A 25,877-nucleotide genomic window follows, 5' to 3' on the forward strand; every position below is an offset into this window, starting at 1 on the left:
GAAATCCTGAGGTGGACGTCCCGGGCGCCTGCGTCGCGGACGTCATCCGCGTGCTGGTGGTCGACGATCATCCGATGCTGCGCGACGGCATCGTCGGCCTGGTGGACCGCCAGTCCGACATGCGGGTGGTCGGCGAGGCCGCCGACGGCCTGCAGGCCCTGGAGGCCTTCCACCGGCTGCGGCCGGACCTGACCCTGATGGACATCCAGATGCCTGGCCTGGACGGCGTGGCGGCGATCGAGCGGATCCGCGGCCTGGACCACCGCGCGGCCGTCATCGTCCTGACCACCTATCCCGGCGACACCCTGGCCCTGCGCGCCCTGAAGGCCGGGGCCAGCGGCTATCTGCTCAAGAACTGCATCCGCAAGGAGCTGCTCGACACCATCCGCAGCGTCCACGCCGGACGGCGGATCCTGGCGCCCGAGATCGCCCAGCAGATCGCCCTGCACGCCCTCGAGGAGCCGCTCACCGAACGCGAGCGCGCCATCCTGCTGCAGGTGGCCGAAGGCCGCGCCAACAAGGACATCGCCCGGCGCATGTCGGTGTCGCCCGACACCATCAAGGCCTGCCTCAAGACCATCTATCTCAAGCTCGACGTCGGCGACCGCACCCAGGCCGTCGTCGCCGCCGTGCGGCGCGGCTACATCGAGATCTAGCCCGAAAAGACGGCGCAAGCCGCCGCGAACGGGACCCAGGCCGCGAGAGCCGTCGGTTGCGGGTGGTCAAGCTCGCGCGGCGATGTAAAGTTGAGTCGCAGGTTTGTGAGCGCGATGGTCTTTCCGACCGGTCGCGAAGCGATTGTGGGTACCGGGGGCGTGACGGTTTCGAGAGTGAAGGGGGACGACGCGGTCGCCGCGGCGCACGCACGGCTGGCGCGCGACTCCGGATTCCAGTTCGACCCCACGGCCTTCACGCCGATGAAGGTTCCCGAGTGGCTGGCCTATGTCGCCAAGGGGATCGCGTTCATCGAGCCGGCCCTGAAGTGGATTTTCTGGGGAGGGTTGGCCGTTCTGGCCGCCTTGATCCTCTACGCCATCGTTCGTGAGATCCTCCGGCTGCGCGCGCCGACGGCCAAGCCGGCCAAGGCCGTGGTGCTGGACGAGCCGCCCTGGCGTCCGGACAGCGGCGCGGCGCGCGACCTGCTGGCCGCCGCCGACGAACTGGCGGCGCGGGGCCTGTTCATGGAAGCCGCCCACCTGATCCTGCTGCGCAGCGTGCAGGACATCGAAAAGCGCCGCCCGCGCGCCGTGGGGGTTTCGCTGACCGCCCGCGAGATCGCGGCCCTGCCGGCCCTGCCCGAGGCGGCCCGTCCGGCCTTTGTGGGCATCGCCCGCCTGGTCGAGCGCGCCCTGTTCGGCGGACGCCCGGTCGATGCGGCCGACTACGCCGCCTGCCGCGGCGCCTACGAGGCCTTCGCCCTGCCGGAAGGATGGCGCGGATGAACCGGCCCGCCCGCATGTTCTCGCCGATCTCGGTGCTCGTCGTGGTGCTGGTCGGCGTCGTCTCCCTGTCGGGCCTGGCGGTGCTGTCGGCCTACGCCCCGGAACTGCGCAAGGGCGACGACGGCGGTGTCCACGCCCTGTCGCGGTCCTCGAACGGGTTCGGGGCGATCGTGCGCCTGCTGCACCTGATGGGGCGGCCGGTGGTCACCAGCCGTGGCGAGCTGTCGGCGTCGGCGGAGGAGGGGCTGCTGGTCCTGACGCCGGCCCTGGGCATGTCGCCCGTCACGCTGGACCGCGATGACCATGTCGGCCCGACCCTGATCGTCCTGCCCAAGTGGCGCACCGCGCCCCTGGCCAAGCACCGGGGCTGGGTCACCACCTTCGGCGCCGATCAGTCGCCCGAGGTGCTGAACGTCCTGCCCGAGCCGCTGCGCAAGGGGACCAGGCTGGTCGCCGGCAAGGGCAAGCGCACGGTGCGGCTGGCCCGGCCGTCGGGCGAGGCCTTCGGCGCGCCGGTGACCATAGAGACCCCGCGCACGCTCGCGGGCCCGGGCTGGCAGCCGGTCGTGGTCGACCAGGACGGCGGCATCGTGCTGGCCACGCGCAGCGACAGCTGGACCTATGTTCTGGCCGATCCCGACTACCTGAACACCCAGGGGCTGAAGACGCTGAGCGGCGCCCGCACGGCCGTGGCCATGCTCGACCTGATCCGTGACGACGAGGCGCCGATCGTCTTCGACGTGACGCTACACGGCTTCAAGCGCACTCGCAGCCTGATGCGCCTGATGCTCGAACCGCCGCTGCTGGGCGCGACCCTGGTCGCGGTGGCCGTGGCGCTGCTGGCCGGCGCCCAGGCCTTCGCGCGGTTCGGTCCGCCGCTGCGCTCGCGCCGCGCGGTCGCCCTGGGCAAGGCCGCCCTGGCCGACAACACCGCGGGCCTGATCCGGCTGGCGCGCCGCGAGCATCGCATGGCGCCGCTCTATGCCCGCCTGATCCAGGTCTCGGCCGCCCGGGCCATCGGCGCCCCACGCGGGCTCGACGGCCCGGCCCTCGAAGAATTTCTCGATCGCGTCAGCCGAACCATCGGCGCGACCCACGTCTATTCGGCCCTGGCCGAGCGGGCGCGGACGGCCTCGCCGTCCGACCTGATGGGCGTGGCGCGCGATCTCTACAATTGGAAGCAGGAGCTTATCCGTGGACGTCAGTGAAGTCGGTGCGCTCGCCGCGCGGATCCGGTCGGAGATCGGCAAGGCGGTGGTGGGGCAGGACGGGGCGGTGGACCTGCTGCTGACGGCGTTGTTCGCCGGCGGCCACGTGCTGCTGGAGGGCCCGCCGGGCACGGCCAAGACCCTGCTGGCCCAGAGCTTCGCCCGCACCGTCGCCCTCGACTACGGCCGCATCCAGTTCACGCCCGACCTGATGCCCGGCGACGTGATCGGGGCCAACCTGTTCAACTTCCAGACCTCGACCTTCAGCCTGACGCGCGGGCCGGTGTTCTGCGAACTGCTGCTGGCCGACGAGATCAACCGCACGCCGCCCAAGACCCAGGCCGCCCTGCTTGAAGCCATGCAGGAGCGCCACGTCACGATCGACGGCAAGTCGCACCCGCTGAGCCCGCGCTTCACCGTTGTCGCCACCCAGAACCCGATCGAGCAGCAGGGCACCTATCCGCTGCCCGAGGCCCAGCTCGACCGCTTCCTGTTCAAGCACGTGCTGGACTATCCCAGCGCTGCCCAGGAGCGGGCGATCATCGTCGCCCACGGCTCGCGCACCGGCCAGATGGATCCCAAGAGCTTCGGCGTCGAGCCGGTGGCGGCGCGGGCCGCCATCGACGCAGCCATCGAGACCGTCGCCCAGGTGCGCCTGACCGACGAGGTCGTGGGCTACATCGTCGACCTGGTGCGGGCCACGCGCGAGTCCACCGACATCGAGACCGGCGCCTCGCCGCGGGCCGGGGCCATGCTGGCCGTCGCCGCCCGGGCCCGCGCCGCGCTCGACAGCCGTGACTATGTGATCCCCGACGACGTCAAGGCCCTGGCCGCGCCGACCCTGCGCCACCGCCTGATCCTGTCGGCCGCGTCCGAGATCGAGGGCCGCAAGGTCGACCAGGTGCTCACTGGCCTGGTCGAGCGCGTGGCGGCGCCCCGGTGATCTATCCCACGCGCCGCGCCGTCGTCGCCGTCGCCGCCGGAGTTCCGGCGGCGCTGGTGATCGGCGTGCTCGCGCCGTCAGGTTGGCTGGCTGGCCCTTTGTGGGTCGCGGTCATGCTGCTGGCCATGGTCGCCGACGCGCTGTCGGGCGGCTCGCGCTCGCGGCTGGCCCTGGACGCGCCGGAGCGGCCCTTCCTGTCGGTGGCGCGCACGGCGCCGATCGCCTTCATCGCTCGCTTCGGCAAGGGCCTGACGCCCCGCCGGGCCGAGGCGGCGCTGGACGCCGACGACCGCCTGGGCCTGCAGCCGCGGTTCGCCCGCGCCCAGGTCGATGCGCGCGCGGCCGCCTTCGACTTTTCCCTGACCCCCGAACGGCGCGGCGAGGGCAGGCTGCATCGGCTGTGGGTGCGCTGGACCGGGCCGCTGGGCCTGGTGTGGCTGCAGAAGGCCTTCGCCCTCGACATCGACGCCCCGGTCGGGACCGACCTGCAGAGCGTGCGCGAGGACGCCGTGCGGATGCTGGCCCGCGACGCGGTGATCGGCAGCAAGACCCAGATCGACCGGGGCGAGGGGACCGAGTTCGAGTCCCTGAAGGAATTCCAGACGGGCATGGACCCCCGGTCCATCGACTGGAAGCAGTCGGCGCGGCACCTGCACCTGCTGGCCAAGGAGTTCCGAACCGAGCGCAACCACCATGTGATCCTGGCCATGGACAGCGGCCGGGCCATGTGCGAGCCGGTCGCCGGCGCGCCCCGGATCGACCGGGCCATCAACGCCAGCCTGCTGCTGGGCTACGCCTGCCTGCGGGCCGGCGACCGGGCGGGGTTCTACGCCTTCGACTCCGCGCCACGACTGCTGACCGGGGTGGTCGGCGGGCTCGACGCCTTCAAGCAGTTGCAGCACGCCGCCGGCCGCATCGACTATTCGGCCGAGGAAACCAACTACACCCTGGCCCTGAACACCCTGGCGGCCAAGCTGCGCCGTCGCTCGCTGGTGGTCGTCTTCACCGACTTCACCGACCCGACCGCCGCCGAGCTGATGATCGAGGCCTCGGCGCGGCTGCTGCGGCGCCACCTGGTGCTGTTCGTGGTCATGCAGGACGAGGAGCTGGAGACCATGGCCGCCGCCGAGCCGTTCGAGCCGGCCGACGTCTCGCGGGCGGTGGTCTCCAGCGACCTGCTGCGCCAGCGCGAGGCCGTCATGGTCCGCCTGCGCCGCATGGGCGCCCACATCGTCGAGGCCCCGGCCGGGCGGATCGGTCCGGCCCTGATCAACGCCTATGTCGAGCTCAAGCGGAGGGATCTCCTGTGATCGACGTCAAGGTCGACGGACGCCTCAAGAGCCAGCGTTTCCGCCAGGAGCGCGAGGCCGACTGGCGCAGGCTGGAACGGCTGATCGACAAGGTCGAGAAGGGGGCGATGTCCAGCCTGTCCGACGAGGAGATCCTGGCCGCGCCGGTGCTCTATCGCTCGACCCTGTCGTCGCTGTCGGTGGCGCGGGCCACCTCGCTGGACCGCGGCATGATCGATTATCTCGAGACGCTGAGCGCCCGGGCCTATTTCTTCGTCTACGGCTCGCGCGAGACCCTGCGCGGCCAGCTGGGCGGCTTCTTCGCCCAGAAGTGGCCGGCGGCTGTGCGCGGCCTGTGGCGCGAGACCCTGGTCAGCGTGGCCCTGCTGGTCATCGGCGCGCTGGTGGCCGGCTGGCTCGTGGGGCAGGAGGCCGACTGGTACTACGCCTTCATGCCCAAGGAGATGGCGGGCGGCCGCGATCCGGCCGCCACCACCGAGATGCTGCGCTCGACCCTGACCGGGGCCAAGAACAGCGACGGGCTGTCGGCCTTCGCCACCTTCCTGTTCACCCACAACGCCCAGGTCGCCCTGCTGGCCTTCGCGCTCGGCTTCGCCCTGGCGGTGCCGTCGGCGGCGCTGGTGCTCTACACCGGTGCGACCCTGGGCGCGTTCCTGGCCCTGTTCATCAGCCGCGGCCTCGGCGTCGAGGCCGGCGGCTGGCTGGCGATCCACGGGGTGACCGAGCTGTTCGCCGTCAGCCTGGCGGGGGCGGCCGGCCTGCGGATCGGCTGGGCCGTGGCCTTCCCGGGCGAGAAGAGCCGGCTGGACTCGGCCGCCGCCGCCGGACAGCACGCCGCCACGGTGATGGGCGGGGTGGTGGTCATGCTGTTCTTCGCCGGCCTTCTGGAAGGTTTCGGGCGGCAGCTGATCGTCGCCACCCCAGCCCGCTATGCTGTGGCCGCAGCCAGCGCGCTGATCTGGGGCCTCTACTTCTATGGACCGCGCCGGAGGGCGAAGACGTGAGCGACGCCGCGACCGTCAAGCTGACGCGCTCGTTCGTCACGCCCGAGGGCGTCGACCTGCGGCTGCAACTGGCCGACGCCGGCCAGCGCGCCGGCGCCTTCCTGCTGGACGCAGCGATCATGATCGCCGTGCTCGTGGTCGCCTCGCTGCTGATCGGCCTGCTCGGCGTCGGCGCCCTGGCCGCGGCGGGCCTGAAGGGCGGCGAGGTGATCGCCGTCCTCTGGCTGCTGGGCTTCTTCCTGCTGCGGAACTTCTACTTCATCGGCTTCGAGCTGACGGCGGCCGCGGCCACGCCGGGCAAGCGGATCATGGGCCTGCGGGTGGCCGCGCGCGACGGGGGACGGCTACGGCCGGGCCCGATCTTCGCGCGCAACGCCATGCGCGAGCTGGAGGTGTTCCTGCCGATCGCCCTGCTGTTCTCGCCCGGCGTGGAGGGCGGCGGCGGGGTCGAGGGCTGGATGTACTTCCTCGGCCTGTCCTGGGCGGGGGTGTTCGTGTTCTTCCCGCTGTTCAACAAGGACCGCCTGCGGGCCGGCGACCTGATCGGCGGCACCTGGGTGGTCCGCGCGCCCAAGCGCAAGCTGATCCGCGACATGGCCGACGAGGGCGCCGAGCGCCTGCTGCGCTACGACTTCACCCCTGCCCAGATCGACGCCTACGGGGCCAAGGAGCTGCATGTGCTCGAGGACGTGCTGCGCCAGCGCGACCGGCGCACCATGCGGGCGGTGGCCGACCGCATCGCCGGCAAGATCGGCTGGGTCCGCGGCGCCAGCGAAGACGACTACGACTTCCTCAGCGCCTACTACGCGGCCCTGCGCAAGCGGCTGGAGGCCAGGCTGCTGATGGGCGTCCGGCGCCGCGACAAGCACGACGCCTGACGTCCGGTCAGCGGCGGCGGGTCAGTCGAAGACCGCCGCGGTCTGGTCGGGGGCGGCCCCTTCCTTGTTCGTGCGCAGTTCGTAGTAGGTGGCCGACACGCCGGCGGCGATCACTACGCCCTGGACGCCGTTCACCAGGGCCGAGATCAGGACGAAGACCACCAGGCCGACGCTGAGCTCGGCGTTCTGCAGGGCGAAGACATTGCCGGCGACCGCGCCCAACGGCGTGCCGATGGCTTGGATGATCAAGCTCAGAATGATGGACGCGATGAAGTAGACGACGAACAGGCCGAAGATCGGCCAGCGGCTGCCGCGGGTCAGGTCGCGACTGCGCCCCAGGCTGGCGAACACGCCCTTCTTCTCGACCACCAGCGTCGGCGCCGCCACGGTCCACATCACGCTCAGGATGATCCCCGGCACGACCAGCAGCAGCATGCCCAGCCAGATGCCCAGAGTGGCGATGATGGCCAGGCCGATCAGCGGCAGCAGGAAGCGCAGGCCGCTCGACGCCGCCTCGCGGGGGGCGACCGGGGCCCCGTTCAGCGTGCCGACCGCGGCGCGCACCACCACGCCCTGCAACGCGAAGCTGCCCAGGCCGGAGATGATCGCGCCAATGACGATCCCGGCCGGGGCCACTGTGCCGCCGGAGGCGATCAGGCCCGACAGCGTGCCCACGAGCGAGGGCGCGGTCACCAGCAACAGCGCCCCGCCGCCGAACAGGCCGATGTTGTCGACGATCACCTTGAAGGTGTTCTGTATCACCCGCCCGAAGTCGAACCGACCTCCGGCGCTGTCTTGGTCCGCCATGTCGTGAATACCCCCTGTAAGCTGAAACAACGCGCTCAAGCTTAGAGGGCGTCGAGGCGCTTACAATCTCCAATTTTACGCGGCCACGCGGCCGTCGTCGTCGAGATCGACGCCCAGTCGCGCCCGCAGTTCGCGGGCGCCTTCCGGCGTCAGGCGCACGGCGCGGCCTTGCGGCGCCTGGGCCAGCCAGCCGCGCGCGGTCATGGCGTCGAGCAGCTTCACGCCCAATGGCCCCGCCAGGTGGTGGCGACGCTCGGTCCAGTCCAGGCACTGGCGGGCGACGCCGCGCGGGGAGGCGAGGGCGGCGACCTCGACGCCCAGCTCGGCGAACCAGGCCGTTCCGGCTTCGGTTACCGCATAGAGCTTGCCGTCCGCAGGCCGCAGCAGATCCTGTTCCTCCAGCGCCTGGGCGACCTTCACCCCCAGCCGTCCCGCCAGGTGGCCGTAGCAGCAGCGGGCCTCCCGCAGGGCGCGGGCCTTTGGCGAGCGCGGGATCTCCAGCGAGCGCACCGGCGCGGCGATGGCCGACAGGGCCTCGATGGCGTGCGCCACCTCGGCCGAGGCCAGGCGATAATAGCGGTGCCGGCCCTCGCGCTCGACCGCCAGCAGGCCGCCCTCGACCAGCTTCGACAGGTGATTGCTGGCCGCCTGGGCGCTGACCCCGGCCGCCCAGGCCAGGGCGCCGGCCGGCTGAGCGCGCCCGTCCTGCAGGGCCTGCAGCATGGCGGCGCGGACCGGGTCGCCGATCAGGGCGGCGGGGGTGGCGATATTGGCGTCCATGGCCTCACTCTAGACCCATCGCCGGCCCGATTGTTCATCGTTGCGTGTAGCATTGGGCGTCCCGATCGGCGCATGACGAGGCCCATGAGCATCGAGTCCTCCCGCCTGCCTTGGATCACGGCCGCCGCCAGCTTCGGCTTCCTGGTCACCCAGCTGGACGTGACCATCGTCAATGTCGCCCTCGACGCCATCGGCGATGGTTTCGGCGCGCCGACCGCCCAGCTGCAATGGGTGGTCGACGCCTATGTCCTGGCCCTGGCGGCCATGCTGCTGTCGGCCGGCGCGATCGGCGACCGGGTCGGACCCCGGCGGGCGTTCCTGGCGGGGCTGGTGCTGTTCGGCCTAGCCTCGGCCGCCTGCGGTTTCGCGACCAGTCCGCTGGCCCTGATCCTGGCCCGTGCGGCCCAGGGGGCGGCCGGGGCGCTGCTGATCCCGCCGTCCCTGGCCCTGATCGCCCGCGCCGCCCATGGCGACGACCGCCGTCGCGCGGCCGCGGTGGGCTGGTGGACCGCCGCCGGCGGCGTCTCGATCGCCGCCGGACCGGTGCTGGGCGGCCTGCTGGTCGAGAGCCTGGGCTGGCGCTGGGTGTTCTTCGTCAACCTGCCGCTCTGCGCGATCGGCGCCGTCCTGACCCTGCTGGTCGCGCGGGAGGCGCCGGCCAAGCCCAAGGTCCCGTTCGACCTCGTCGGCCAGGCCCTGGCCGCCGCCGCCGTCACCCTGCTGGTCGGCGGGCTGATCGAGGGCGGCCATCGCGGCTGGAGCGGCGCGCCGCTGGCGGCCCTGGTCGCGGGCCTGGTCCTGGCGGTCGGCTTCGTGCTGTTCGAGCGCCGGGCCCCCCATCCCGCCATGCCGCTTTCCGTCTTTCGCCGCCGTCCGGCCTGGAGCGCGGTGGTGGTCGGCTCGGCCCTGAACTTCACCTATTACGGCCTGATCTTCGTGCTCGGCCTCTACATGCTGCGCGTCCTGCACTGGGCGCCGGCCAAGGCGGGCCTGGCCTTCCTGCCCCTGACGGCGACCTTCATCGTCTCCAATCTGCTGAGCGGATCCCTGGTCGGCCGCTTCGGGGCCAAGGTCGTGACCAGCGGCGGCGTGCTGGTCGCCGCCTGCGGCTACGCCCTGACCGCGCGGCTGGGGGCGGGCAGCGATCTGCTGGACATGCTGCCGGGCTTCGCCCTGATCCCCGGCGGCATGGGCCTGGCCATCCCGGCCCTGACCAGCGGTCTGCTGGCCAGCGTCGACCGCCACGACGCCGGCGCGGCCTCGGGCGTGCTCAACGCCTGCCGCCAGGTCGGCGGCGCCGCAGGTGTGGCGATCTTCGGGGCGCTGGCGGGGGCGGGCATGGTCACGGGCCTGCGGACCTCGGCGGTGGTCGCGGCGGTGATGCTGGCCGGCGCGGCCGCGGTGCTGCTGGCCCCGGCGCGGAAGGCTTCAGACCGCTAGTCTCGGATGCTCTCCCTCTTAGACAGGGGTTGAAGAGGGCAGCTCATCACTCATTGCGGACGTCGGGGGCGAGAACCCTCTCTCTTAGAGAGAGGGAGGGGCCCATCGCGCAGCGATGGGAGGGTGAGTGGTTACACCTTCAGCCGGCGTGCCGGCACATCGCCTGCAACAGCGCCAAGATCGTCCAGGGGCTTCGCCTACCCTCTCACCCTCCCACGCCTTGCGGCGCGGGCCCCTCCCTCTCTCCATGAAGAGAGGGGTCGAAACCGCTTTCAAGGCGTGTGGTCGCGAACAAGCTCTGAGCCGAGGTCCATTATATGAAGTTGGCCGTCCTGGTTTCGACTTCGGCACAAGCGCCTGGGGTGATAAGCGCCACCAAGCACGCGCGTCCATTCTGGGCGATGAGCGGCGTCTTGGGGGCGACATGAGGGTATTGGGTTTCGCTGCGGCGTTGCTGCTGTCCTGGGGCGTCGTCGGGGAGGCCCGCGCGACGGAGCTTAGCCCAGCATGTCGAACGCGGGGCCAGCCCATCAACGAGTCCGGCTTCATCACCCTTGGCGGTATCAAGCAGTGGGTGACGGTCGAGGGACACGACTGCGCCAATCCGGTGGTGCTGATCGTCCACGGCGGTCCCGGTAACCCGAACACCCCTTTCGCCCACGCCCTGTTCGGCGAGTGGGCAAAGGACTTCACCGTCGTCCAGTGGGACCAGCGAGGTTCGGGCAAGACCTATGGGGCCAACAAGCCGGCCGAAGACGAGGCTTTGACCCTCCAGCGCCTGACGGCCGATGGCGTCGAGATGGCCCGCTATGCGACCCATCGCTTCGGCAAGCGCAAGGTCATCATCATGGGCGGCTCCTGGGGCTCGGCACTGGCGGTCAACATCGCCATGGCGGAGCCGGACCTATTCAGCGCCTATGTCGGCACGGCCCAGCTTGTTAACTACCAACTGGACATGGCGGCGAGCTACGCCAAGACCCTTGGTCTGGCGCGAGCCGCCGGCGACACGGAGTCGATTGGCAAGCTGGAGGGTCTCGGCGCCCCGCCGTGGACCAATCCCCGTGCTTTCGGGATCCTGCGCCGCATCACCCGCAAGTACGAGGCTCTGGCGACCGACGCACCGCCCAAGGGTTGGTTCACGTTCGGCCCCGGCTACGACACCCCGGCTTACGAGGCCGACTACACCGCCGGCGAGGATTATTCCTTCCTGAACTTCGTCGGCCTCGCCGGCGACGGCATGGGGCCGAAGATCGACTTGCGCAGGCTGGGAACGGCGTTCGCCATGCCAGTCTACATGCTGCAGGGCGAGGCGGATCTGGTGACCCCTTCGGAGGTTTCTAAAGCGTATTTCGACGATCTGACCGCGCCGAAGAAGGTGTTCGTGCCGCTCGCCCGTACGGGGCACGACCCCAACCAGACGATGATCGACGCACAACTCGCCGCTCTGGAGCAAGTTCGCGGCGAGGCGATGGCGAAGGACAGACCGTGAGGCGCTCAGCTGCGCAGCGGCGCCGTCTCGCCCCAGAGGGCAGCGATCATGACGCCGCCGCGTAGTCGTACTTGAGGTCGAAGGCCCCGTCGGACTTCAGCGAGAACACCGCCTTCGACCACGGCTCGTGGGCGCTGGAGGCGGTGATGCGGTGCAGGTTGCGCAGCGCCTTCGAGACCGAATAGTCCAGCTTGCGCACGTCGAGGTCGTCGACCTCGCCGCCGGCCTTGGTGTAGTCGCCGGTCAGCCCCACCGAGCCGTCGATCACGTCGACATGCAGGCGAATCTCCGACCAGGGCTCGGCCACGGTGTCGGCCAGGGCCTGGCCGACGTGGCGGTAGATGCCTTCCGGAGTGTCGATGTCGGCCATGGAAATCCTCCGCCGCCCAATCTAGTCGTTGAAGCCAATCTAGTCGTTGAAGAAGGTTCGGGTCGAGGGCTTGCCGTCGATGACGTACTCCACCCTGAACGCCTCGGGCCGCTTGGAGTCGCCGTCGAACACCGCCTTGATGTCGACGTCGACCGCCTTGCCGTCCTTGAGGGCGGCGGCCCATTCGTTCTCCATCACCTTCCAGCCGCTCTTGTTCAGCGCGCCGTCCATGGCGTGGTAGTTGATCTGCTCGCCGGGGCCGTTGAAGATCGCCGCGATCAGGTGGCCGCCCTCGTCGCCGGCGACCCCGTCCTTGACCCCGTTCTCCTGGCCGGCCTTGGACTGCTGGTAGCCGTTGCGGTCGGCGTGCTTGAGGTCGAGCGTGCCGACGACCTGCTCTACCCGGCCCTTGGCGTCGGTGTGATAGGTGTAGCGGCCGCTGACCACATAGTCGGTGTTGGCGGCCAGAGGCCCGTTCAGCTGGGCGTTCCAGCCGCCCTTGGCGCCTTGCTCCAGCTCGACGCGCGGCCGGGCGCTCAGGGCCTCGTCCAGCTTGCGGCTGGCGGTCTCCAGCGTCTGCCGGGCGCTGTCGGGCAGCTTGTCCAGCGGCAGGGCGTCGATGGCGCCCTTCAGCTTCTCCAGGGCCGGCTTGGCGGCCGCGGCGAAGGCGCTGTCGATCTTGGCCAGGTCGGCGGCCTTGCTCACCGTCTCGGCCCACTTGCCGAGCTTGCCCAGCTTGGCGGCGTCGCCGATGTAGGGAACCATGCTGACGGCCGACAGGCCCGCGCCCAGGAAGTCGCCGCGGAACAGCGAGATGACGCCGTTGGCGCCGTCCGAGATCGGGGTCGGGTCGACCAGGCCCACGACATCCAGCGCCATCTGGCCAAGATCGAGGATCAGTTCCTGCCGCTGGGCCGCGGCGGCCGCATCGACGTCGTCGGCCAGGCGCTTCTGGTCGGCGGGCGACAGGCCGGCCTCGATCTCGGCCCGCAGGTTCTGGGCCTTGGCCGGGTCCGACTTGGCGATCTCCGACAGCTGGCCCGCGAGTTCGCTGGTGTTCAGCTGGCCCCCGGTGCGGCTGGCGGCCACCAGGCCGGCGGCTTGGCTCGCGCCGCCGGCCGTGCTCGACGCGGCGCGGCCGGCGGCGGAGTCGACTGCGTTCAGGGCGGACATGGAAAGCCTCCGTTGCGCCTTGGCTGGCGTCACGATGGCGGGGCGGGCGGCCCTCCGGATAGCTGGGGGCGTCCCTAGCTAGGGATGTCCCTAGTTATGCGGCGCGTGGGGCGGGTCTAGCGTCCGGTCAGCAAAGCGTCCGTACCAGGAGTGCCCCGATGACCGCCGTGTCCCTCAACACCCAGTCGTCCGTCTCCGGTTCGGGCGGCGGCGGCCGGTCGAACGACTATGTCGTCAAGTCCGGCGACACCCTGTCGGGCATCGCCGAGAAGCATGGCGTGTCGCTGGAGGCGGTGATCCGCGCCAATCCGCAGATCGCCAATCCCAACGCCATCCGGCCCGGCCAGGCGGTGACCCTGCCGACCGGCGCGGCGGCGGAGGCGCGCAGCTACACCGTCGCGTCGGGCGACAACCTGTCGAACATCGGGGCGCAGTTCGGCGTCTCCTGGCAGGCGCTCGCCCAGGCCAACGGCCTGACCAACCCCAACCTGATCCATGTCGGCCAGGCCTTGCAGATCCCCGGCGGGGGAACGGCCGCGCCAGCCGCGACGGCACAGGCGGCGACGCCCACGACGAGCGGCCAGGCGACCGGCGTCCTGCCGTCGACCGAAGGCCTGAGCCAGGCGCAGAAGTACGCGCTCTATTCGGGCTACGTGAACGCCTACGGCGACGCCCAGGCCAAGGCCGACCTGGCCGCCGGCAAGCAGGTGATCCTGGGGCTGCGCACCGAGACCAGCCTGTCGGCCAACGGCGGCAAGGGCGCCTATGACGATCGCGTCGTGGTGCTGCAGCAGGGCGGCCAGGTTCGCGAGTTCGCCGCCAGCACCGAGCCCTCGGTCCAGTACGACGGTCGCTACGGCGCCGATTTCGACGGCGATGGCCGCAAGGAGCTGGGCCGCATCGCCGAGGGCACGGTCACCTTCCAGAAGAGCACGAGCTCGACCCTCGGCGACGTGCTGCGCCCGACCGGGAGCCACGCCGTCCAGCGCGACACCAACCACGACGGCCGTATCGATGCTCGCGACGCGCGCGGGACCGGCGTCAGCACCGACAACTCGTTCCTGTTCCACGCCGGCGGCAACGGCAACACCGGCTCGGCCGGCTGCCAGACCCTGAAGCCGGCCGACTTCCAGGCCTTCTGGAGCGGCCTGTCCGACCAGAAGAGCTTCAACTACGTGCTCGTCAACGTCGATCGCCAGGGACCGCCCGGGACCGTGACCGCCGCCACCCCGGCCTCCGACGACGCCCGCATCGGCGCGCTGTCGGAGCGGTACGAGACCGGTGGGCGCGGGCCGGGCACGGTGTCGTCCGGGACCGGCGATCCGGGCGGGGTGTCGTACGGCACCTATCAGCTGGCCGGAAACCGCAACCGGCCGCAGGAGTTCCTCGCCGCCGAGGGCCGTGCGTGGGCCGCCGAGTTCGGCGGCGCCGCGCCAGGCTCGGCGTCGTTCACCGCCACCTGGAAGGCTATCGCCGCCCGCGAGCCCGAACGCTTCGAGGCCGCCCAGCACGACTATATTCAGCGCACGCACTACCAGGTGCAGCTCGACACGGTGAGCGCCGCGACGGGCCTGGACCTCTCGACCCGCTCGTCGGCGATCCGCGACGTGGTCTGGTCCACCTCGGTCCAGCACGGGCCCGAAACCGGCGCCATCGTCAAGGCCATGGCCCGGGTGGAAGGGCAGGGGCTGTCGCCGGCCGACGGCCAGGCCTACGACCGCGCCCTGATCAACGCCGTCTATGACGAGCGCGGCAAGCGCGACGCCGGCGGGGGACTGGCCTATTTCACCAGCGCCTCGGCCTCGGTGCAGGCCTCGGTCGCCAACCGCTTCGCCAGCGAGCGTCGCGACGCCCTGGCCATGCTGGGCCAATGAGAACCGCCGCCGCGGGCCGGCGTTGAAGATCTGGTCCGTCTGGATGAACCCGACGATGAAGCTTGCTCCCCCAACCCTCATCGCCCTCGCGCTGGCCTTCGCCGGCTGTGAGCGACCGGCGGCGGCCGTTCCCCCCCTACCCATGGCCGCCGCCGGGACCGCCGAGGCGTCGCAGGCGCCCAGGACGATCGCGCCGGGCGACCGCGTGGCTGACCTGGCGGCGGCGCTGCCGGACGCCCGGCTGACCATCCTCGACGGCTATCCGTGGGCGCGGTTCGCTATCGCGCGGGGCGGCAAGCGCCTGGCCGTCGTGCAGTTCGACGGCGAGAACGAGGAGCTGGCCGACGGCCGCAACAGCCAGCAGGCGATCGGCGCGCAGGTGGGCTGGAGCGCCCTCAAGCCGGGCCTGCGGGTGGTCAAGGTCGAGCCGGGAGCCGCGTCATGATCCGCCCCGTCGAGCGCGCCTCGGCCACGGACTTCTCAGCGTCGACGCCGACGACCACGGCCGCCCGGGCGGGGGTTGCGCGGCTGGCGCTGGAGGCCATGGCCACGATCGCCGGCGCGGCCCTGGTCGATCCGCTGCGCGGCGGTGACCGGGGGCAGGCGGCCGCCTTCGTCTGGGCCGAGCACGGCCAGTCGAGCCTGGCCCAGGTGGGCGGCGACCTGCGGGTGCTGGCGGCCCAGAGCGGCCAGTCGGTGGCCGGCCGGCTGTCGGCGACCTCGCCGGTGGACGCCGGCCGCATCGAGCGGGTGCTGGCCGACTTCGCCCGTGAACTGCGCGCCCAGGCCGCCGACCGGCCGCACCTGACGCCGCCCAACATCGTCGAGCCGCTGATCCGCTCGATCGCCGCCGGCCTGCAGCGCGAGCCGGGGCCGGGCGCGGCGCGCGGCGATGTGGTGGAGCAGTTCGTGCGCATCATCGACGGCGCCATCCAGGATCTGCGCGGCGCCCCTGGCGCCTGACGAGGCCCCGGTCGGTCAACCGCAGCCCGCGCCGGTCGTCACGGCGCCAGCGACCCGTCCTCGCGCTCGACGGCCGAGGGGGCGACGTCGACGCCGCTGGCCAGGTCGGCCGGCGGGCGATCGCCCTGGCGGTAGGGCGACAGCAGGGCGTCCAGCTGGCCCTGGGCGCGCAGCCTGTCCAGGCTCTGGACGTGCGAGGCGGTGGCCTGCTCCTCGGCGCAATGCTCGTTGGGCGTCTCGATGGCCGCGTCGGTCGTCTCGGCCACGGTGTCGGTCACCCCGCCGACCACGCCGCCCAGCAGGCCCCCGAGTCCGCCCCCAAGCCCGCCCTCGATCAGGCCGCGCTCGAGCGCGCCGCGCTGGGCCGGCGGCATGGTCGCCAGGGCCGCGCGCACCTCGCCCGGCGAAGCGCCGGCGAAGGCGGCCAGGTCGAGGCGGCCGGTGTCCTGGAAGTCTTCCGCGGCCCGTTCGGCTCCGCCGCGACCGGCGCACTGGGCCGGCGAACGGAAGGCGGCGGGGGCGGCGAGCGGCTGGACGGTCATGGCGATCTCCGGGGCGGAAAGGCGGCGATCAGCGCCGCACGAAGCCGTTGTCGGTCAGTTGCAGCTGGCGCAGGTCCACGCCCATCTCGTTACGGAAGCGGGCCACGGCGGCGTCGCCGATGCGGCGTAGGTCGTTCTGGTCGTTGCGCTTGAGGGCGTCGAGATAGGCTGCGTGCTGGACCAGGAAGTTCAGCATCAGCACCTCCGACATCTCCTGCCGCTGGGGCTCGTTCAGCCGCGCATAGGCGGGGTTGGAAGCCATGATCGGCCGCACCTGGGCCCGCACGGCCTGGGCCTGGGCGCGGTTGTTGTCGCCGCGGTTGGCGATCACCCAGTTGAGGATCCAGTAGCCGGCCAGGGAGTCGGCGGCGTCGCCCGGCCGCAGGCCGTCGGCGGCCACGATCTGGGCCCAGTTCTTCACCGGGTCGCGCCGTTCCATGGCCGCGGCGACTTGGCGGCCGCCGTCGGCGCCGGCCCGTTCGGTCATGTAGTCGGCGAACTGCTTGCGCACCCGGGCCGCCACCTGCGGCGAGGCGCGATAGCTGGTCGAGGCGCTGGCCCCGGCCACGCCGCCCTGACGCAGGCGGGCCGAGGCGGCGTAGCCGGACGGGCGGCGCGGCGCGCTGCGCGACTGCTGCACGCTCTGGGAAATGACGTTGTTCATCGCCGAGGTCTGGAGGCCGCCGGCGCCGATCGTGGTGCCCATGTAGCCGAGGTCGGGGAAGCCCTGGGCCTGGCCCTGGCTCGCCGCCAGCACCAGCGCCGCTCCGGCCAGGATCGCGATCTTCAGTCTCATCCGCCTGCTCCGATGCTGCCTCGAAATATTCAAACCGCCCGGCTGTGACGACAAAAGGGCGGGTGGCGTTCGCCACCCGCCTCAATTCCAGGTTTCAGACCATTAGCCCTTGCGAGCCAGCTGGGCCGAAGCTTCGCCGATGGCCTTGATGGAGTTGTTGAGGGCGTTGGAGACCATGCTGATCTCTTGACCCAGGGCCTGGACCTCGGCCGAAAGCTGGCCGTACTTCTCGCCCTTGGCCGAACCCATCTGCTGGGTCTTGTCGGCCATCTGGCCCATCTTCGAATCGATGACCTTGCCCATCGCTTTGGCGATGGCGACCAGCAGGCTGTCCTTGCCGCTGCCGCTGACGCTTTCGTCGCTGGCGGCGTCTTCACGGCTGCGGTTGGCCGCCTCGTTGGCCTGGGTGACGATGTCCTGGATGTTGGACTGGGCGCCGCGCTCGATCTCGCCGGCTTCGAAGGCGCCGCCGCCGATGGCCGAGGACAGGCCTTCCGAGGCTTCGGTCAGGTTCTGCACCGCGCCGCCCGCGTCGCCCGCCGCGCCGTGGAAGGCGGCCTGGGCCACGTCGATCACGCCCTGGGGCAGGCCCAGTTGTTGGCCCAGCTGCTGCAGGACCTGGTCGCCCACCGCCAGCAGCACGCTCTTGAGCGCGGTGGTGACGAGCAGGGAGGCCCCGCCGGTCGCGACGCCCAGGGCGCCTTGCAGCGCCAAGCCGGCGATGCTGCTGAAGAGATTGCCGCCGCCGCCGATACCCAGGAAAGACATGTGATGCTCCTTCGATTTTCCGGTTTTGCTCGGAGGGCCTTTAGGAGCAGCGCTCCGTCGCCCGGCGGATTGAGACAACCATCTGCGGCCGGCGGTCAGTAGTCGGGTCGTTCCCTAGCTAGGGTTTTCCCTATCAGCCGGCGCATCGCCATCGACGGCTGGGCCGCGCGCATCCGGGCCTCGTCGGCGGCGCGGGCCTCGGCGGCGATCTCCTCGGGCGTGCGGGTGCGGCGGTCGAGCACGGTGATCTGGCCGGCCGTCACCCCCAGCAGGAACACCTCGTCGCGATAGGCCACCAGGGTCAGCCGCTCGCGCTGGCCGACGGGCAGGGCTCGCAGGTAGCGGATCTGGTCGTCGCTGGCCGGTCCGGCCTGCACCCGCTTCAGCAGCTTCAGCGAGAAGAAGGCCAGGCCCAGCACGATGGCCAGGGCGAGGGCGACGGTCAGCAGGTCGAGGATGGCGCTCACGAGGGCTCCGGTGCGGGGTCGGGTCGGGGTTCAGGGCAGGGGCGGGAAGGTCGGGCCCGGCGGCGGCGCGTCCGGAGCAGGGGCGGCGGCCGCCTGCTCGTCCTTGAGCCGCCGAGCCCACAGGATCACCTCGGCCACGGCGGCGAACAGGTCCTGGGGGATGATGTCGTCGACGGCGGCCTTGTCGCGCAGGGCGCGGGCCAGCTCGACATTGCGGATGATCGGCACGCCCTGGTCTTCCGCCGCCTCGCGCATGGCCTGGGCGATCAGTCCCTCGCCCTTGCCCAGCAGCACCGGCACGGCGTGCTCGGCCGGATCGTAGGCCAGGGCGCAGGCGATGTGGGTGGGATTGACCACCAGCACCGAGGCGTCGCGGGCGGCCTGCACGGCGTTCTGCTGCGCCCACTCCTGGTGCAGCTGCCGACGATGCGACTTCACGTGCGGATCGCCTTCGGAATCCTTGGATTCCTGGCGGATGTCGCGCCGGCTCATCTTCATCTTCTTGGTGAAGCTGAAGCGCTGGTAGGTCAGGTCCAGCAGCGACACGAAGACGAACAGCACGGCCACGCCGGCCAGCAGCTGGAAGGTCAGGCCGCCATACGCGCCCAGCGCCCCGTTGGCCTCGCCGGCCGGCAAGGCCAGCAGCTTGTCGAACGACAGCGCCACCACGAACCAGGTGAACAGGCCCAGCAGCAGGGTCTTGGCCAGCGACTTGGCCACCTCGAACAGGTTGTCGAGGCTGAACATCCGCTTGAACCCCTCGCCGGGGTTCATGTGCGACAGCTTGGGGCTCATCTTTTCGAGGGTAAAGACCGGCCCGACCTGGGCGAATTCGGCCAGCATGCCGAAGATCGCCACCGGGACGAAGGTCATGGCTGTCAGCACGATGAACACCTTGCCGCTGGCGGCGGCGACGATCGGCCAGGCCTCGACGAAGGGCTGGTCCATCACGGCGAACACCTCGTCGAACAGCCCGCCCAGGCGGTCAAAGGCGTAGCCGGCGGTCATCGCCCCCAGCAGCACCCAGATCCCCAGCACCGCGGTCGAGGTCAGGTCCTTGCTCTTGGGCACGTCGCCTTTCTTGCGGGCGTCCGAGAGGCGCTTGGGCGTCGGCTTTTCGGTCTTGTCGCCGCCGTCGTTCTTTTCAGCCATAGCGTGTGTCCGCCGATGGTCGCGAAGAGCTTCGCAGCCCTGATGTCGCCCGGGTTGCCGACATTGATCTCGATAATGGCCAAAAAGAGGCGAGCTTGGCCATAGTAACCCGTAAGCTGAACCATAGAATATGTTGTCCGTAATGCAGTATACTGAGTATGAAAATTGTTTTCATTACGAGGTTGACAGGATTGATCCCCGAAAGTTAGCTTTTGAATGGGTAGTATGCATAGGCGGGGCGCTGCATAGAGGGACAAATTTATGCGCAAGTTCCGCGTAATGGCGTACGGCGTGCTTTTAATCTTGTTTTCATCGAGTGCAGTGTTCGCTTATGAATGCGAGACTGATGACGGCCTGAAGTTCAGCAGCGCTCTTCCGATCAACGAAAAATTCTCGTTGGCGCGGATAGATTGCGTCGCTGAAACACAACCAGCAGGGGTGTCCGAGCAGCTCCGGCTCTATGACGGACCTCAACTCGCCAGCGCCGTTATCTCGGCGGGACGAGTCGCTCCGGCCCCGGTCGTCCTGTCCCGCACCGCCACCGGCCCGACCCTCTACGCCCCCCTCGTGGCCGCCGCGGGCCGCGACTTCGATATCGATCCGGACCTGCTGCGGGCCGTGATGCACGTGGAGTCGCGGGCCAATCCGAGGGCGCTGTCGCCCAAGGGCGCGCGGGGCCTGATGCAGATCATGCCGGCCACGGCCCGGCGTTTCGGCGTGCGCGATCCCGACCTCGAGTTGGGCGACCCGATGGTCAATATCCGCACCGGCGCGGCCTATCTGAAGACCCTGCAGGGCCATTTCGGCAACGACCTGGAGCTGGTGCTGGCGGCCTACAACGCCGGCGAGGGCGCCGTGATGAAGCACGGCCGCAAGATCCCGCCCTACCGCGAGACGCAGGGCTACGTGACCAGCGTCCTCGACCGATACCGCGGCTTCGTCTCCGCGCGCGGCGGCTTCTGAGGACCACCTTCCGATGAGCGTCGAAAGCTATCTCAAACGCCTTCAGGGGCGGCCGCGCCAGGGCGTCGTCGCGCGGTTCAGCGACCTTTTCCTGGTGGCCGGGGTCGTGGCGATCGTCGCCCTGATGATCCTGCCGCTGCCGGCCCTGGCGCTCGACGCCCTGGTGGCCATCAACATCTGCTTCGGCGTCATGCTGCTGCTGGTGGCGATCTACATCTCGACCATCGTCGAGTTCTCGGTGTTCCCCAGCCTGCTGCTGATCACCACGCTGTACCGACTGGCCCTGTCGATCGCCACGACCCGGATGATCCTGATCGAGGGCCACGCCGGGCACATCATCGACACCTTCGGCACCCTGGTGGCCGGCGGCAATCTGGTGGTCGGGCTGGTGGTGTTCCTGATCATCACCGTCGTGCAGTTCATCGTCATCGCCAAGGGCGCCGAGCGGGTGGCCGAGGTGGCCGCGCGCTTCAGCCTCGACGCCATGCCGGGCAAGCAGCTGTCGATCGACAGCGACCTGCGCTCGGGCATGATCGACAAGGACGAGGCCAAGCGCCGCCGGCGCGTGCTGGAGATGGAGAGCAAGCTCCACGGCAGCCTCGACGGGGCGATGAAGTTCGTCAAAGGCGACGCCATCGCCAGCATCATCATCGTGGTCATCAACCTGCTGGGCGGCCTGGCCATCGGCATGCTGCAGCAGGGGCTGGAGTTTGGCGCGGCGATCCACAAGTACTCGATCCTGACCATCGGCGACGGCATGGTCACCCAGATCCCGGCCCTGCTGGGGGCCATGGCCGCCGGCCTGATCGTCACCCGCACCACCGACGAGGACAGCGAGAGCCACCTGGGCGACGCCATGCGCCGGCAGTTCGCGGCCAAGCCCCGGGTGTTCCTGGTCGCCGGCGGTATCTGCTGGCTGATGGCTCTGGTGCCGGGCTTCCCGTTGGTGATCTTCCTGCTGCTCGGCGGGGCGGCCATCGTCACCGGCGCGCTGCTCGACGTCGATCTGCGCGCCCGGCTGACCAGGAAGATCGCCCCCGCCCGCGCCGCGGCGGACGAGGCCAAGGCCTCGCCGGCCGCCGCCCGCACCCGGATCCAGGAAGCCCAGCCGGTGGTGCCGCTGCTGCTGGAGCTCGACGGCGACAACGTCCGCCGCCACGAGGGCGCGGTCCTGACCCGCGGCCTGGAGGAGGTGCTCGAGGAGTTCGAGCTGCGCCTGGGCGTGGCCCTGCCGCGCGCCTCGTTCCACTACGGCGAAGGCGTTCCTGGCGAAGGACGGGGCGCGCCGCGCTGGCGGCTGCTGGCCTTCGAGGCCCCGATCGGCGCGGGCGAGCTGTCCCATCCGGCCGACCTGTCCGAGCTGCAGGACGCCGTGCGCCAGGCCCTGCGCCGCAACGCCGGCCTGTTCGTCGGCATCCAGGAGGCCAGCAACCTGCTGACCCGGGCCGGCGCCGACTATCCCGAGGTGGTCAAGGAAGCCGCCCGCGCCCTGCCTCTGGCCCGCATCGCCGAGGTCATGCGGCGCCTGGCCGAGGAGGAGGTGCCGCTGCGCAACCAGCGCGACATCCTCGAGGCCCTGGCCGACGCCGGCCAGCGCGAGAAGGACCCGTTCGCCCTCACCGAGTTCGCCCGCGTCGCCCTGCGCCGCCAGATCAGCCACCGCTACGCCCCCGACGGCGCGCTGAAGGCCGTCGTGCTGGAGCCGCCTCTGGAACAGCACCTGCGCGAGGCCATCCGCACCGGCGGCGGCGCCCAGCAGCTGGCGCTCGATCCCGACATGGCCCGCCGCGTCACCGACGCCATCCTCGACAAGGTCGACGAAAGCGGCGCGAGCGTCGTCCTGGCCGCCATCGACCTGCGCCGGCACGTGCGCAAGCTGGTCGAGGCCCGCCGCTTCGACCTGGGCGTCCTGTCGTTCCACGAACTGCTGCCGACCCTGAAGCTCGACGTCGCCGGCCGCGTGGCCTTCCCGCGCGAGCCCCTGAGCATCGTTCCCAACGATCCCGAACCGCCGCCCGCGTCGGCGGCCGCCTGAGCCCGGAGACAGAATGTCCCTTTCGAAGGATTCCGCCTGCGTTCGTCGTCGTCCCGCTCGCAGGGGCGTCGCGGCCGCCGTCGCCGCGGCCGTCCTGGCCGTGGCCGCGCCGCAGGTCCAGGCCGGCGAGGTCCCGTTCGGCGGCCGGTCGGTCGACCTGACCGCCCGCGAGCAGCCGATCGCCCAGTTCCTGCAGAACTTCTACAATCAGGTCGGCGTGCCGGTGATCGTCTCCTCGCAGGTGGCCGGCACGATCAACGGCGTCTTCCGCGGGCCGGCGGCCAAGATCGACGCCGACATCGCCAAGGCCTTCGACCTGGTCACCTATTACGACGGCGGGGCGGCCTATGTTTACACCGCCGCCCAGCTCTCCAGCCGCAGCTTCCCGATCTCGGGCTCGGCCTCGCGCCGCGTCGATCGCGCGGCCCGCCAGCTGGACCTGCTCGACGGCCGCAACACCCTGCGTCCCACCGGCGACATGCTGGTGGCCACCGGCGCGCCGCGCTTCCTGCAGCAGGTGGACGAGCTGGCCCGCGGCGGCGCCCAGGCCGAGGCCGCGTCGCCGACCCTGCAGTATCGGGTGTTCTACCTGCGCTACGGCTGGGCCGACGACGTCAACCTGACGGTCGGGGCCAAGCAGGTGACGATCCCGGGCGTGGCCTCGATCATCCGCTCGCTGGTCAGCACCGATCCCAACGAGCGGGTCGGCGCCGTCGCCCGCAGCGAGACCCCGGTCCCGCCCGCCGTCCAGGGCCTGCGCGGCCAGGGCCTGGCCACCCTGGGCACGCCCAATCCCGGCGGATCGTTCTACGGCGGCCAGGACGGGCAGGGGACGCTCGGCACGCCCCTCGCCAACGAGCAGACCGGCGTCTACGTCCCGCCCAATCCCGTGCGGATCCAGGCTGACTCGCGGCTCAACGCGGTCATCGTCCGCGACGTCGCCGAGCGCATGTCGGCCTATGAGGAGCTGGTCCGCGCCCTCGACGTCGAGCCGCAGCTGCTCGAGGTCGAGGCGGCGATCATCGACATCGACACCACCAAGGCCCGCGACCTGGGGATCAACTGGCGCTTCGACGACGGCAATGGCGGGGTCCAATTCGGCCGCGGCCCCAATGCGCCGTCGGGCCTGGAGGACACCAACCTCACGCGCGGAAACACCTCGCCCAAGCCGTATCTGGGCCTGGTGGCCTCGACCATCATCGGCAACGGCGACTATTTCGCCGCCCGGCTGAACGCGCTGGAGACCGAGGGCGTGGCCCGGGTCGTCTCGCGGCCGCAGATCGTCACCCTGTCGAACGTCGAGGCGGTGTTCGAGAACAGCCGCGACTTCTACGTCCGCCTGGCCGGCGAGCGCGACGTCGACCTGTTCAACGTCACCGCCGGCACCACCCTGCGGGTCACGCCCCACGTCACCCGTGACGGCAACCAGACCCGGATCCGCATGCTGGTCAGCATCGAGGACGGCTCGCTGACCAACGCCAGCGTCGACAACATCCCCGTCGTCCGCCGAGCCGCCCTCAACACCCAGGCCCTGATCGTCGAGGGTCAGAGCCTGCTGCTGGGCGGCATGACCGTGCAGTCCGACACCACCGGCTCGTCCAAGGTGCCGGTGCTGGGCTCGATCCCGGTGCTCGGCAACCTGTTCAAGGTGCAGCAGCGCAGCAGCGGCCGCATCGAGCGGATGTTCCTGATCACCCCGCGCCTGGCCTCGATCGGGGCCGCGCGCTCCACCACCCAGGCCGGGCTTCGCTACGACGCGCCGGCCTCCGGCTTCGAGAACGCGCCCCTGCCGGCCGCGCCGAAGCTGCCGGCCGACCGCAAGCCGCCGCCCAGGTCCGCGCCCCGCGCCCCCGCCCAGCCCCTGACGCCGCCGCCGCCTCCGCCGCCTGTCGCGGACGGCACGATGAAACCCATCCCCAATCCGAGCTAGGCCCATGACCGATCAAGCCCTGCTGCCCGACGAACCGATCGAGATCCCCGCCGCCGTCCCGCTGGAGGCCCTGGTCCTCAAGGTGCTGTCCGGCCGCGTCGCCGGCGCCCTGCTGCCGCTGCCGCTGGGCGAGACGGCGACCCTGGGCCACGGGTTCGACGCCGACATCGTCCTGCGCGACGCCAGCGCCCGGGGCGTCAGCGTGCGCCTGACCGCCGGCGAGGAGGCGGCCGAGATCGAGGTGCTGTCCGGCCAGGTCGAGATGCTGGGCCACCGCCTGGAAGCGCCGGCCCGGGCCGTTCTGCCCTGCTACGTGCCGCTGATCGTCGGCGACAACGCCCTGGCCCTGGGCGTCGAGGAAAGCCCCCGCTGGCGCGAGGCCGAGCGGCTGCTCACCACCGCCGCGCCCGCCGACCCCGCGACGCCCGAGGCGGAAACCTTCGCGGAGGACGGCGCCAGCCTGCTGCGCCGCGCGCTCGATCGCGGGGTCGAGGTGGTGGGACGCACGCCGCATCTCGTGCCGGCCCTGGTGTTCGGCGCGGCCCTGGCCTGCGTCACCTACGCCGTCGCCAACGTCCCGCAGTTCCGCGGCCGCGAGGCCAGCCCGTCGAAGGTCCACGCCCTGCTGCGCCAGGAGGGCTACGGCGCCCTGGCCGTGCAGCCGGAGGAGAACGGCAAGCTGGTCATCGCCGGGGTGCTGAACCGCGACGCCGAGAAGGCCCGCCTGACCCGCCTGGTCAGCTCGCGCGAGCTTCCCGCCCGGGTCGAGGTCGTGACCAGCGAGAGCCTGGCCCAGAACGTCGAGGACGTCTTCCAGGCCAACGGCCTGGCCGCCACCGCCCGCCCCAACGGCCTGGCCCGCGTGCAGGTCCAGGTGACCGGCCCCGCCGAGGACGTGGCCAAGGTCGAGAAGATCGCCCTCCACGACGTCAAGGGCCTGCGCGGCCTGGCCGTCGAGCGGGCCGGCGGCGGCGACCGCTTCGGCCAGGTGTTCGACCAGGGGCCCGGCAAGCGGGTCGTCTCGGTGGTCGGCGGCGAGGCCGGCTACGTCGCCACCGCCGACGGCGCCCGCTACTTCGCCGGTTCGATGCTGCCCACGGGCGATCGGATCATCGGCGTCGAGAGCCAGGCCGTGCTGGTCGAGAAGAACGGCGAGACCACCCGCCTGATGTTCTGAATGCGAAGCTGAAACCCCAGGAAAATCAAAGGAGAAGCGACAATGTCCGACAGCATCACCGGCTATGGCGGCATGTCCGTGGCCCCGGCCCTCAGCGGCGCCAACAACAAGAACCGCCCGGGCACCTGGTTCGAGGCCATGGCCCATGCCTGGGGCCAGGTGCTCGACTCCCAGGCCGTGAAGATCACCGAGCTGGCCGAGCAGATCGGCCCCGGCGGCGAGGACAAGCCCTCGGTCATGGCCATGCTGACGGCCGAGAGCCTGCGCATGAACTTCATGGCCAATTCGGAAAGCACCTCGGTCGACAGCGTCGGCCGCGCCCTCGAAACCATGGCCCGCAAGAACTAGCGGCCTCTTTCCCGGAAA

At 70.9% G+C, this 25,877-nt stretch carries 26 protein-coding genes; 17 read left to right on the plus strand and 9 right to left on the minus strand.

Annotated elements, in window-relative coordinates; genetic code table 11:
- Positions 1–11: 11 nt before the first annotated feature.
- The 7 genes from I4Q42_RS03355 (at position 12) to I4Q42_RS03385 (ending at position 6,785) form a co-directional block, all read left to right on the plus strand.
- Positions 12–656, plus strand: a complete 645-nt coding sequence (locus I4Q42_RS03355; RefSeq protein WP_332873011.1) for a response regulator transcription factor — start codon at positions 12–14, stop codon at positions 654–656.
- Between the two features lie 159 nt (positions 657–815).
- Entirely contained in the window at positions 816–1,442 is a 627-nt protein-coding gene (locus I4Q42_RS03360) for a DUF4129 domain-containing protein (RefSeq protein ID WP_198574652.1), read from the plus strand.
- On the plus strand, positions 1,439–2,650 hold the full coding sequence (locus tag I4Q42_RS03365) for a hypothetical protein (RefSeq protein WP_232792840.1): 1,212 nt from the start codon (positions 1,439–1,441) through the stop codon (positions 2,648–2,650). Before I4Q42_RS03360 ends, I4Q42_RS03365 begins: the two co-directional genes overlap by 4 nt.
- Complete coding sequence (locus I4Q42_RS03370) at positions 2,637–3,593, plus strand: AAA family ATPase (RefSeq protein WP_408611045.1); 957 nt, start codon at positions 2,637–2,639, stop codon at positions 3,591–3,593. Before I4Q42_RS03365 ends, I4Q42_RS03370 begins: the two co-directional genes overlap by 14 nt.
- Positions 3,590–4,903, plus strand: a complete 1,314-nt coding sequence (locus I4Q42_RS03375; RefSeq protein ID WP_198574654.1) for a DUF58 domain-containing protein — start codon at positions 3,590–3,592, stop codon at positions 4,901–4,903. Before I4Q42_RS03370 ends, I4Q42_RS03375 begins: the two co-directional genes overlap by 4 nt.
- A complete protein-coding gene (locus I4Q42_RS03380; RefSeq protein WP_198574655.1) occupies positions 4,900–5,907 on the plus strand; it encodes a stage II sporulation protein M in 1,008 nt (335 codons plus the stop codon). Before I4Q42_RS03375 ends, I4Q42_RS03380 begins: the two co-directional genes overlap by 4 nt.
- Positions 5,904–6,785 carry an RDD family protein gene (locus I4Q42_RS03385; protein WP_198574656.1) on the plus strand — a complete coding sequence of 294 codons (882 nt, stop codon included), beginning with the start codon at positions 5,904–5,906 and terminating at the stop codon, positions 6,783–6,785. Before I4Q42_RS03380 ends, I4Q42_RS03385 begins: the two co-directional genes overlap by 4 nt.
- 21 nt (positions 6,786–6,806) lie before the next feature.
- Here the strand turns inward: I4Q42_RS03385 and I4Q42_RS03390 are convergent, their stop codons facing one another.
- The gene (locus I4Q42_RS03390; protein WP_198574657.1) at positions 6,807–7,592 is read right to left on the minus strand and encodes a glycerophosphoryl diester phosphodiesterase membrane domain-containing protein; all 786 of its coding nucleotides are present in this window, start codon (positions 7,590–7,592) and stop codon (positions 6,807–6,809) included.
- 75 nt (positions 7,593–7,667) lie between these two features.
- On the minus strand, positions 7,668–8,372 hold the full coding sequence (locus I4Q42_RS03395; protein ID WP_198574658.1) for an ArsR/SmtB family transcription factor: 705 nt from the start codon (positions 8,370–8,372) through the stop codon (positions 7,668–7,670).
- A gap of 72 nt (positions 8,373–8,444) precedes the next feature.
- Between I4Q42_RS03395 and I4Q42_RS03400 the strand changes: the two genes are divergently transcribed.
- Together I4Q42_RS03400 and I4Q42_RS03405 are read left to right on the plus strand one after the other, a co-directional pair.
- Positions 8,445–9,812, plus strand: coding sequence for an MFS transporter (locus tag I4Q42_RS03400; RefSeq protein ID WP_198574659.1), 1,368 nt, complete (start codon positions 8,445–8,447; stop codon positions 9,810–9,812).
- 433 nt (positions 9,813–10,245) lie between these two features.
- Positions 10,246–11,301: an alpha/beta fold hydrolase gene (locus tag I4Q42_RS03405; protein WP_408611046.1), complete on the plus strand. Its 1,056-nt coding sequence runs from the start codon at positions 10,246–10,248 to the stop codon at positions 11,299–11,301.
- A gap of 46 nt (positions 11,302–11,347) precedes the next feature.
- On the opposite strand, the gene I4Q42_RS03410 is transcribed toward I4Q42_RS03405, so the two are convergent.
- On the minus strand, positions 11,348–11,671 hold the full coding sequence (locus I4Q42_RS03410) for an antitoxin YezG family protein (protein WP_198574661.1): 324 nt from the start codon (positions 11,669–11,671) through the stop codon (positions 11,348–11,350).
- Positions 11,672–11,710: 39 nt separating this feature from the next.
- On the minus strand, positions 11,711–12,844 hold the full coding sequence (locus tag I4Q42_RS03415) for a DNA/RNA non-specific endonuclease (protein WP_198574662.1): 1,134 nt from the start codon (positions 12,842–12,844) through the stop codon (positions 11,711–11,713).
- A 158-nt stretch (positions 12,845–13,002) separates the two neighbouring features.
- Between I4Q42_RS03415 and I4Q42_RS03420 the strand changes: the two genes are divergently transcribed.
- From I4Q42_RS03420 to I4Q42_RS03430, 3 genes are read left to right on the plus strand one after another with little or no spacing between them, the layout of a single operon-like run.
- The gene (locus tag I4Q42_RS03420; RefSeq protein WP_198574663.1) at positions 13,003–14,718 is read left to right on the plus strand and encodes a LysM peptidoglycan-binding domain-containing protein; all 1,716 of its coding nucleotides are present in this window, start codon (positions 13,003–13,005) and stop codon (positions 14,716–14,718) included.
- Positions 14,719–14,773: 55 nt separating this feature from the next.
- Entirely contained in the window at positions 14,774–15,163 is a 390-nt protein-coding gene (locus I4Q42_RS03425; RefSeq protein WP_198574664.1) for a hypothetical protein, read from the plus strand.
- Positions 15,160–15,681: a hypothetical protein gene (locus I4Q42_RS03430; RefSeq protein WP_198574665.1), complete on the plus strand. Its 522-nt coding sequence runs from the start codon at positions 15,160–15,162 to the stop codon at positions 15,679–15,681. Before I4Q42_RS03425 ends, I4Q42_RS03430 begins: the two co-directional genes overlap by 4 nt.
- 38 nt (positions 15,682–15,719) lie before the next feature.
- Here the strand turns inward: I4Q42_RS03430 and I4Q42_RS03435 are convergent, their stop codons facing one another.
- From I4Q42_RS03435 to sctU, 5 genes are all read right to left on the minus strand, one after another.
- The gene (locus I4Q42_RS03435; protein WP_198574666.1) at positions 15,720–16,223 is read right to left on the minus strand and encodes a hypothetical protein; all 504 of its coding nucleotides are present in this window, start codon (positions 16,221–16,223) and stop codon (positions 15,720–15,722) included.
- Positions 16,224–16,251: 28 nt separating this feature from the next.
- Positions 16,252–17,019 (minus strand): DUF6683 family protein, encoded by a 768-nt coding sequence (locus tag I4Q42_RS03440; RefSeq protein ID WP_198574667.1) that lies wholly within the window; start codon positions 17,017–17,019, stop codon positions 16,252–16,254.
- 102 nt (positions 17,020–17,121) lie between these two features.
- The gene (locus I4Q42_RS03445) at positions 17,122–17,787 is read right to left on the minus strand and encodes a hypothetical protein (protein WP_198574668.1); all 666 of its coding nucleotides are present in this window, start codon (positions 17,785–17,787) and stop codon (positions 17,122–17,124) included.
- Positions 17,788–17,882: 95 nt separating this feature from the next.
- A complete protein-coding gene (fliO, locus tag I4Q42_RS03450) occupies positions 17,883–18,254 on the minus strand; it encodes a flagellar biosynthetic protein FliO (protein ID WP_198574669.1) in 372 nt (123 codons plus the stop codon).
- Between the two features lie 30 nt (positions 18,255–18,284).
- Complete coding sequence (sctU, locus tag I4Q42_RS03455) at positions 18,285–19,406, minus strand: type III secretion system export apparatus subunit SctU (protein ID WP_198574670.1); 1,122 nt, start codon at positions 19,404–19,406, stop codon at positions 18,285–18,287.
- Between the two features lie 438 nt (positions 19,407–19,844).
- Here sctU and I4Q42_RS03460 point away from each other — a divergent pair, with 438 nt between their 5' ends.
- From I4Q42_RS03460 to I4Q42_RS03480, 5 genes are read left to right on the plus strand one after another with little or no spacing between them, the layout of a single operon-like run.
- Positions 19,845–20,369 (plus strand): lytic transglycosylase domain-containing protein, encoded by a 525-nt coding sequence (locus tag I4Q42_RS03460; RefSeq protein ID WP_332873012.1) that lies wholly within the window; start codon positions 19,845–19,847, stop codon positions 20,367–20,369.
- Positions 20,370–20,382: 13 nt separating this feature from the next.
- Positions 20,383–22,404: a flagellar biosynthesis protein FlhA gene (locus tag I4Q42_RS03465; protein WP_198574672.1), complete on the plus strand. Its 2,022-nt coding sequence runs from the start codon at positions 20,383–20,385 to the stop codon at positions 22,402–22,404.
- Between the two features lie 13 nt (positions 22,405–22,417).
- Complete coding sequence (sctC, locus tag I4Q42_RS03470; RefSeq protein WP_198574673.1) at positions 22,418–24,334, plus strand: type III secretion system outer membrane ring subunit SctC; 1,917 nt, start codon at positions 22,418–22,420, stop codon at positions 24,332–24,334.
- Positions 24,335–24,338: 4 nt separating this feature from the next.
- On the plus strand, positions 24,339–25,511 hold the full coding sequence (locus I4Q42_RS03475) for a SctD/MshK family protein (RefSeq protein ID WP_198574674.1): 1,173 nt from the start codon (positions 24,339–24,341) through the stop codon (positions 25,509–25,511).
- A gap of 42 nt (positions 25,512–25,553) precedes the next feature.
- Positions 25,554–25,859, plus strand: a complete 306-nt coding sequence (locus tag I4Q42_RS03480) for a hypothetical protein (RefSeq protein WP_232792841.1) — start codon at positions 25,554–25,556, stop codon at positions 25,857–25,859.
- The last annotated feature ends 18 nt before the right edge of the window (positions 25,860–25,877 follow it).

The sequence above is a fragment of the Caulobacter hibisci genome, from assembly GCF_016135805.1.
Taxonomy (GTDB): Bacteria; Pseudomonadota; Alphaproteobacteria; order Caulobacterales; family Caulobacteraceae; genus Caulobacter; species Caulobacter hibisci.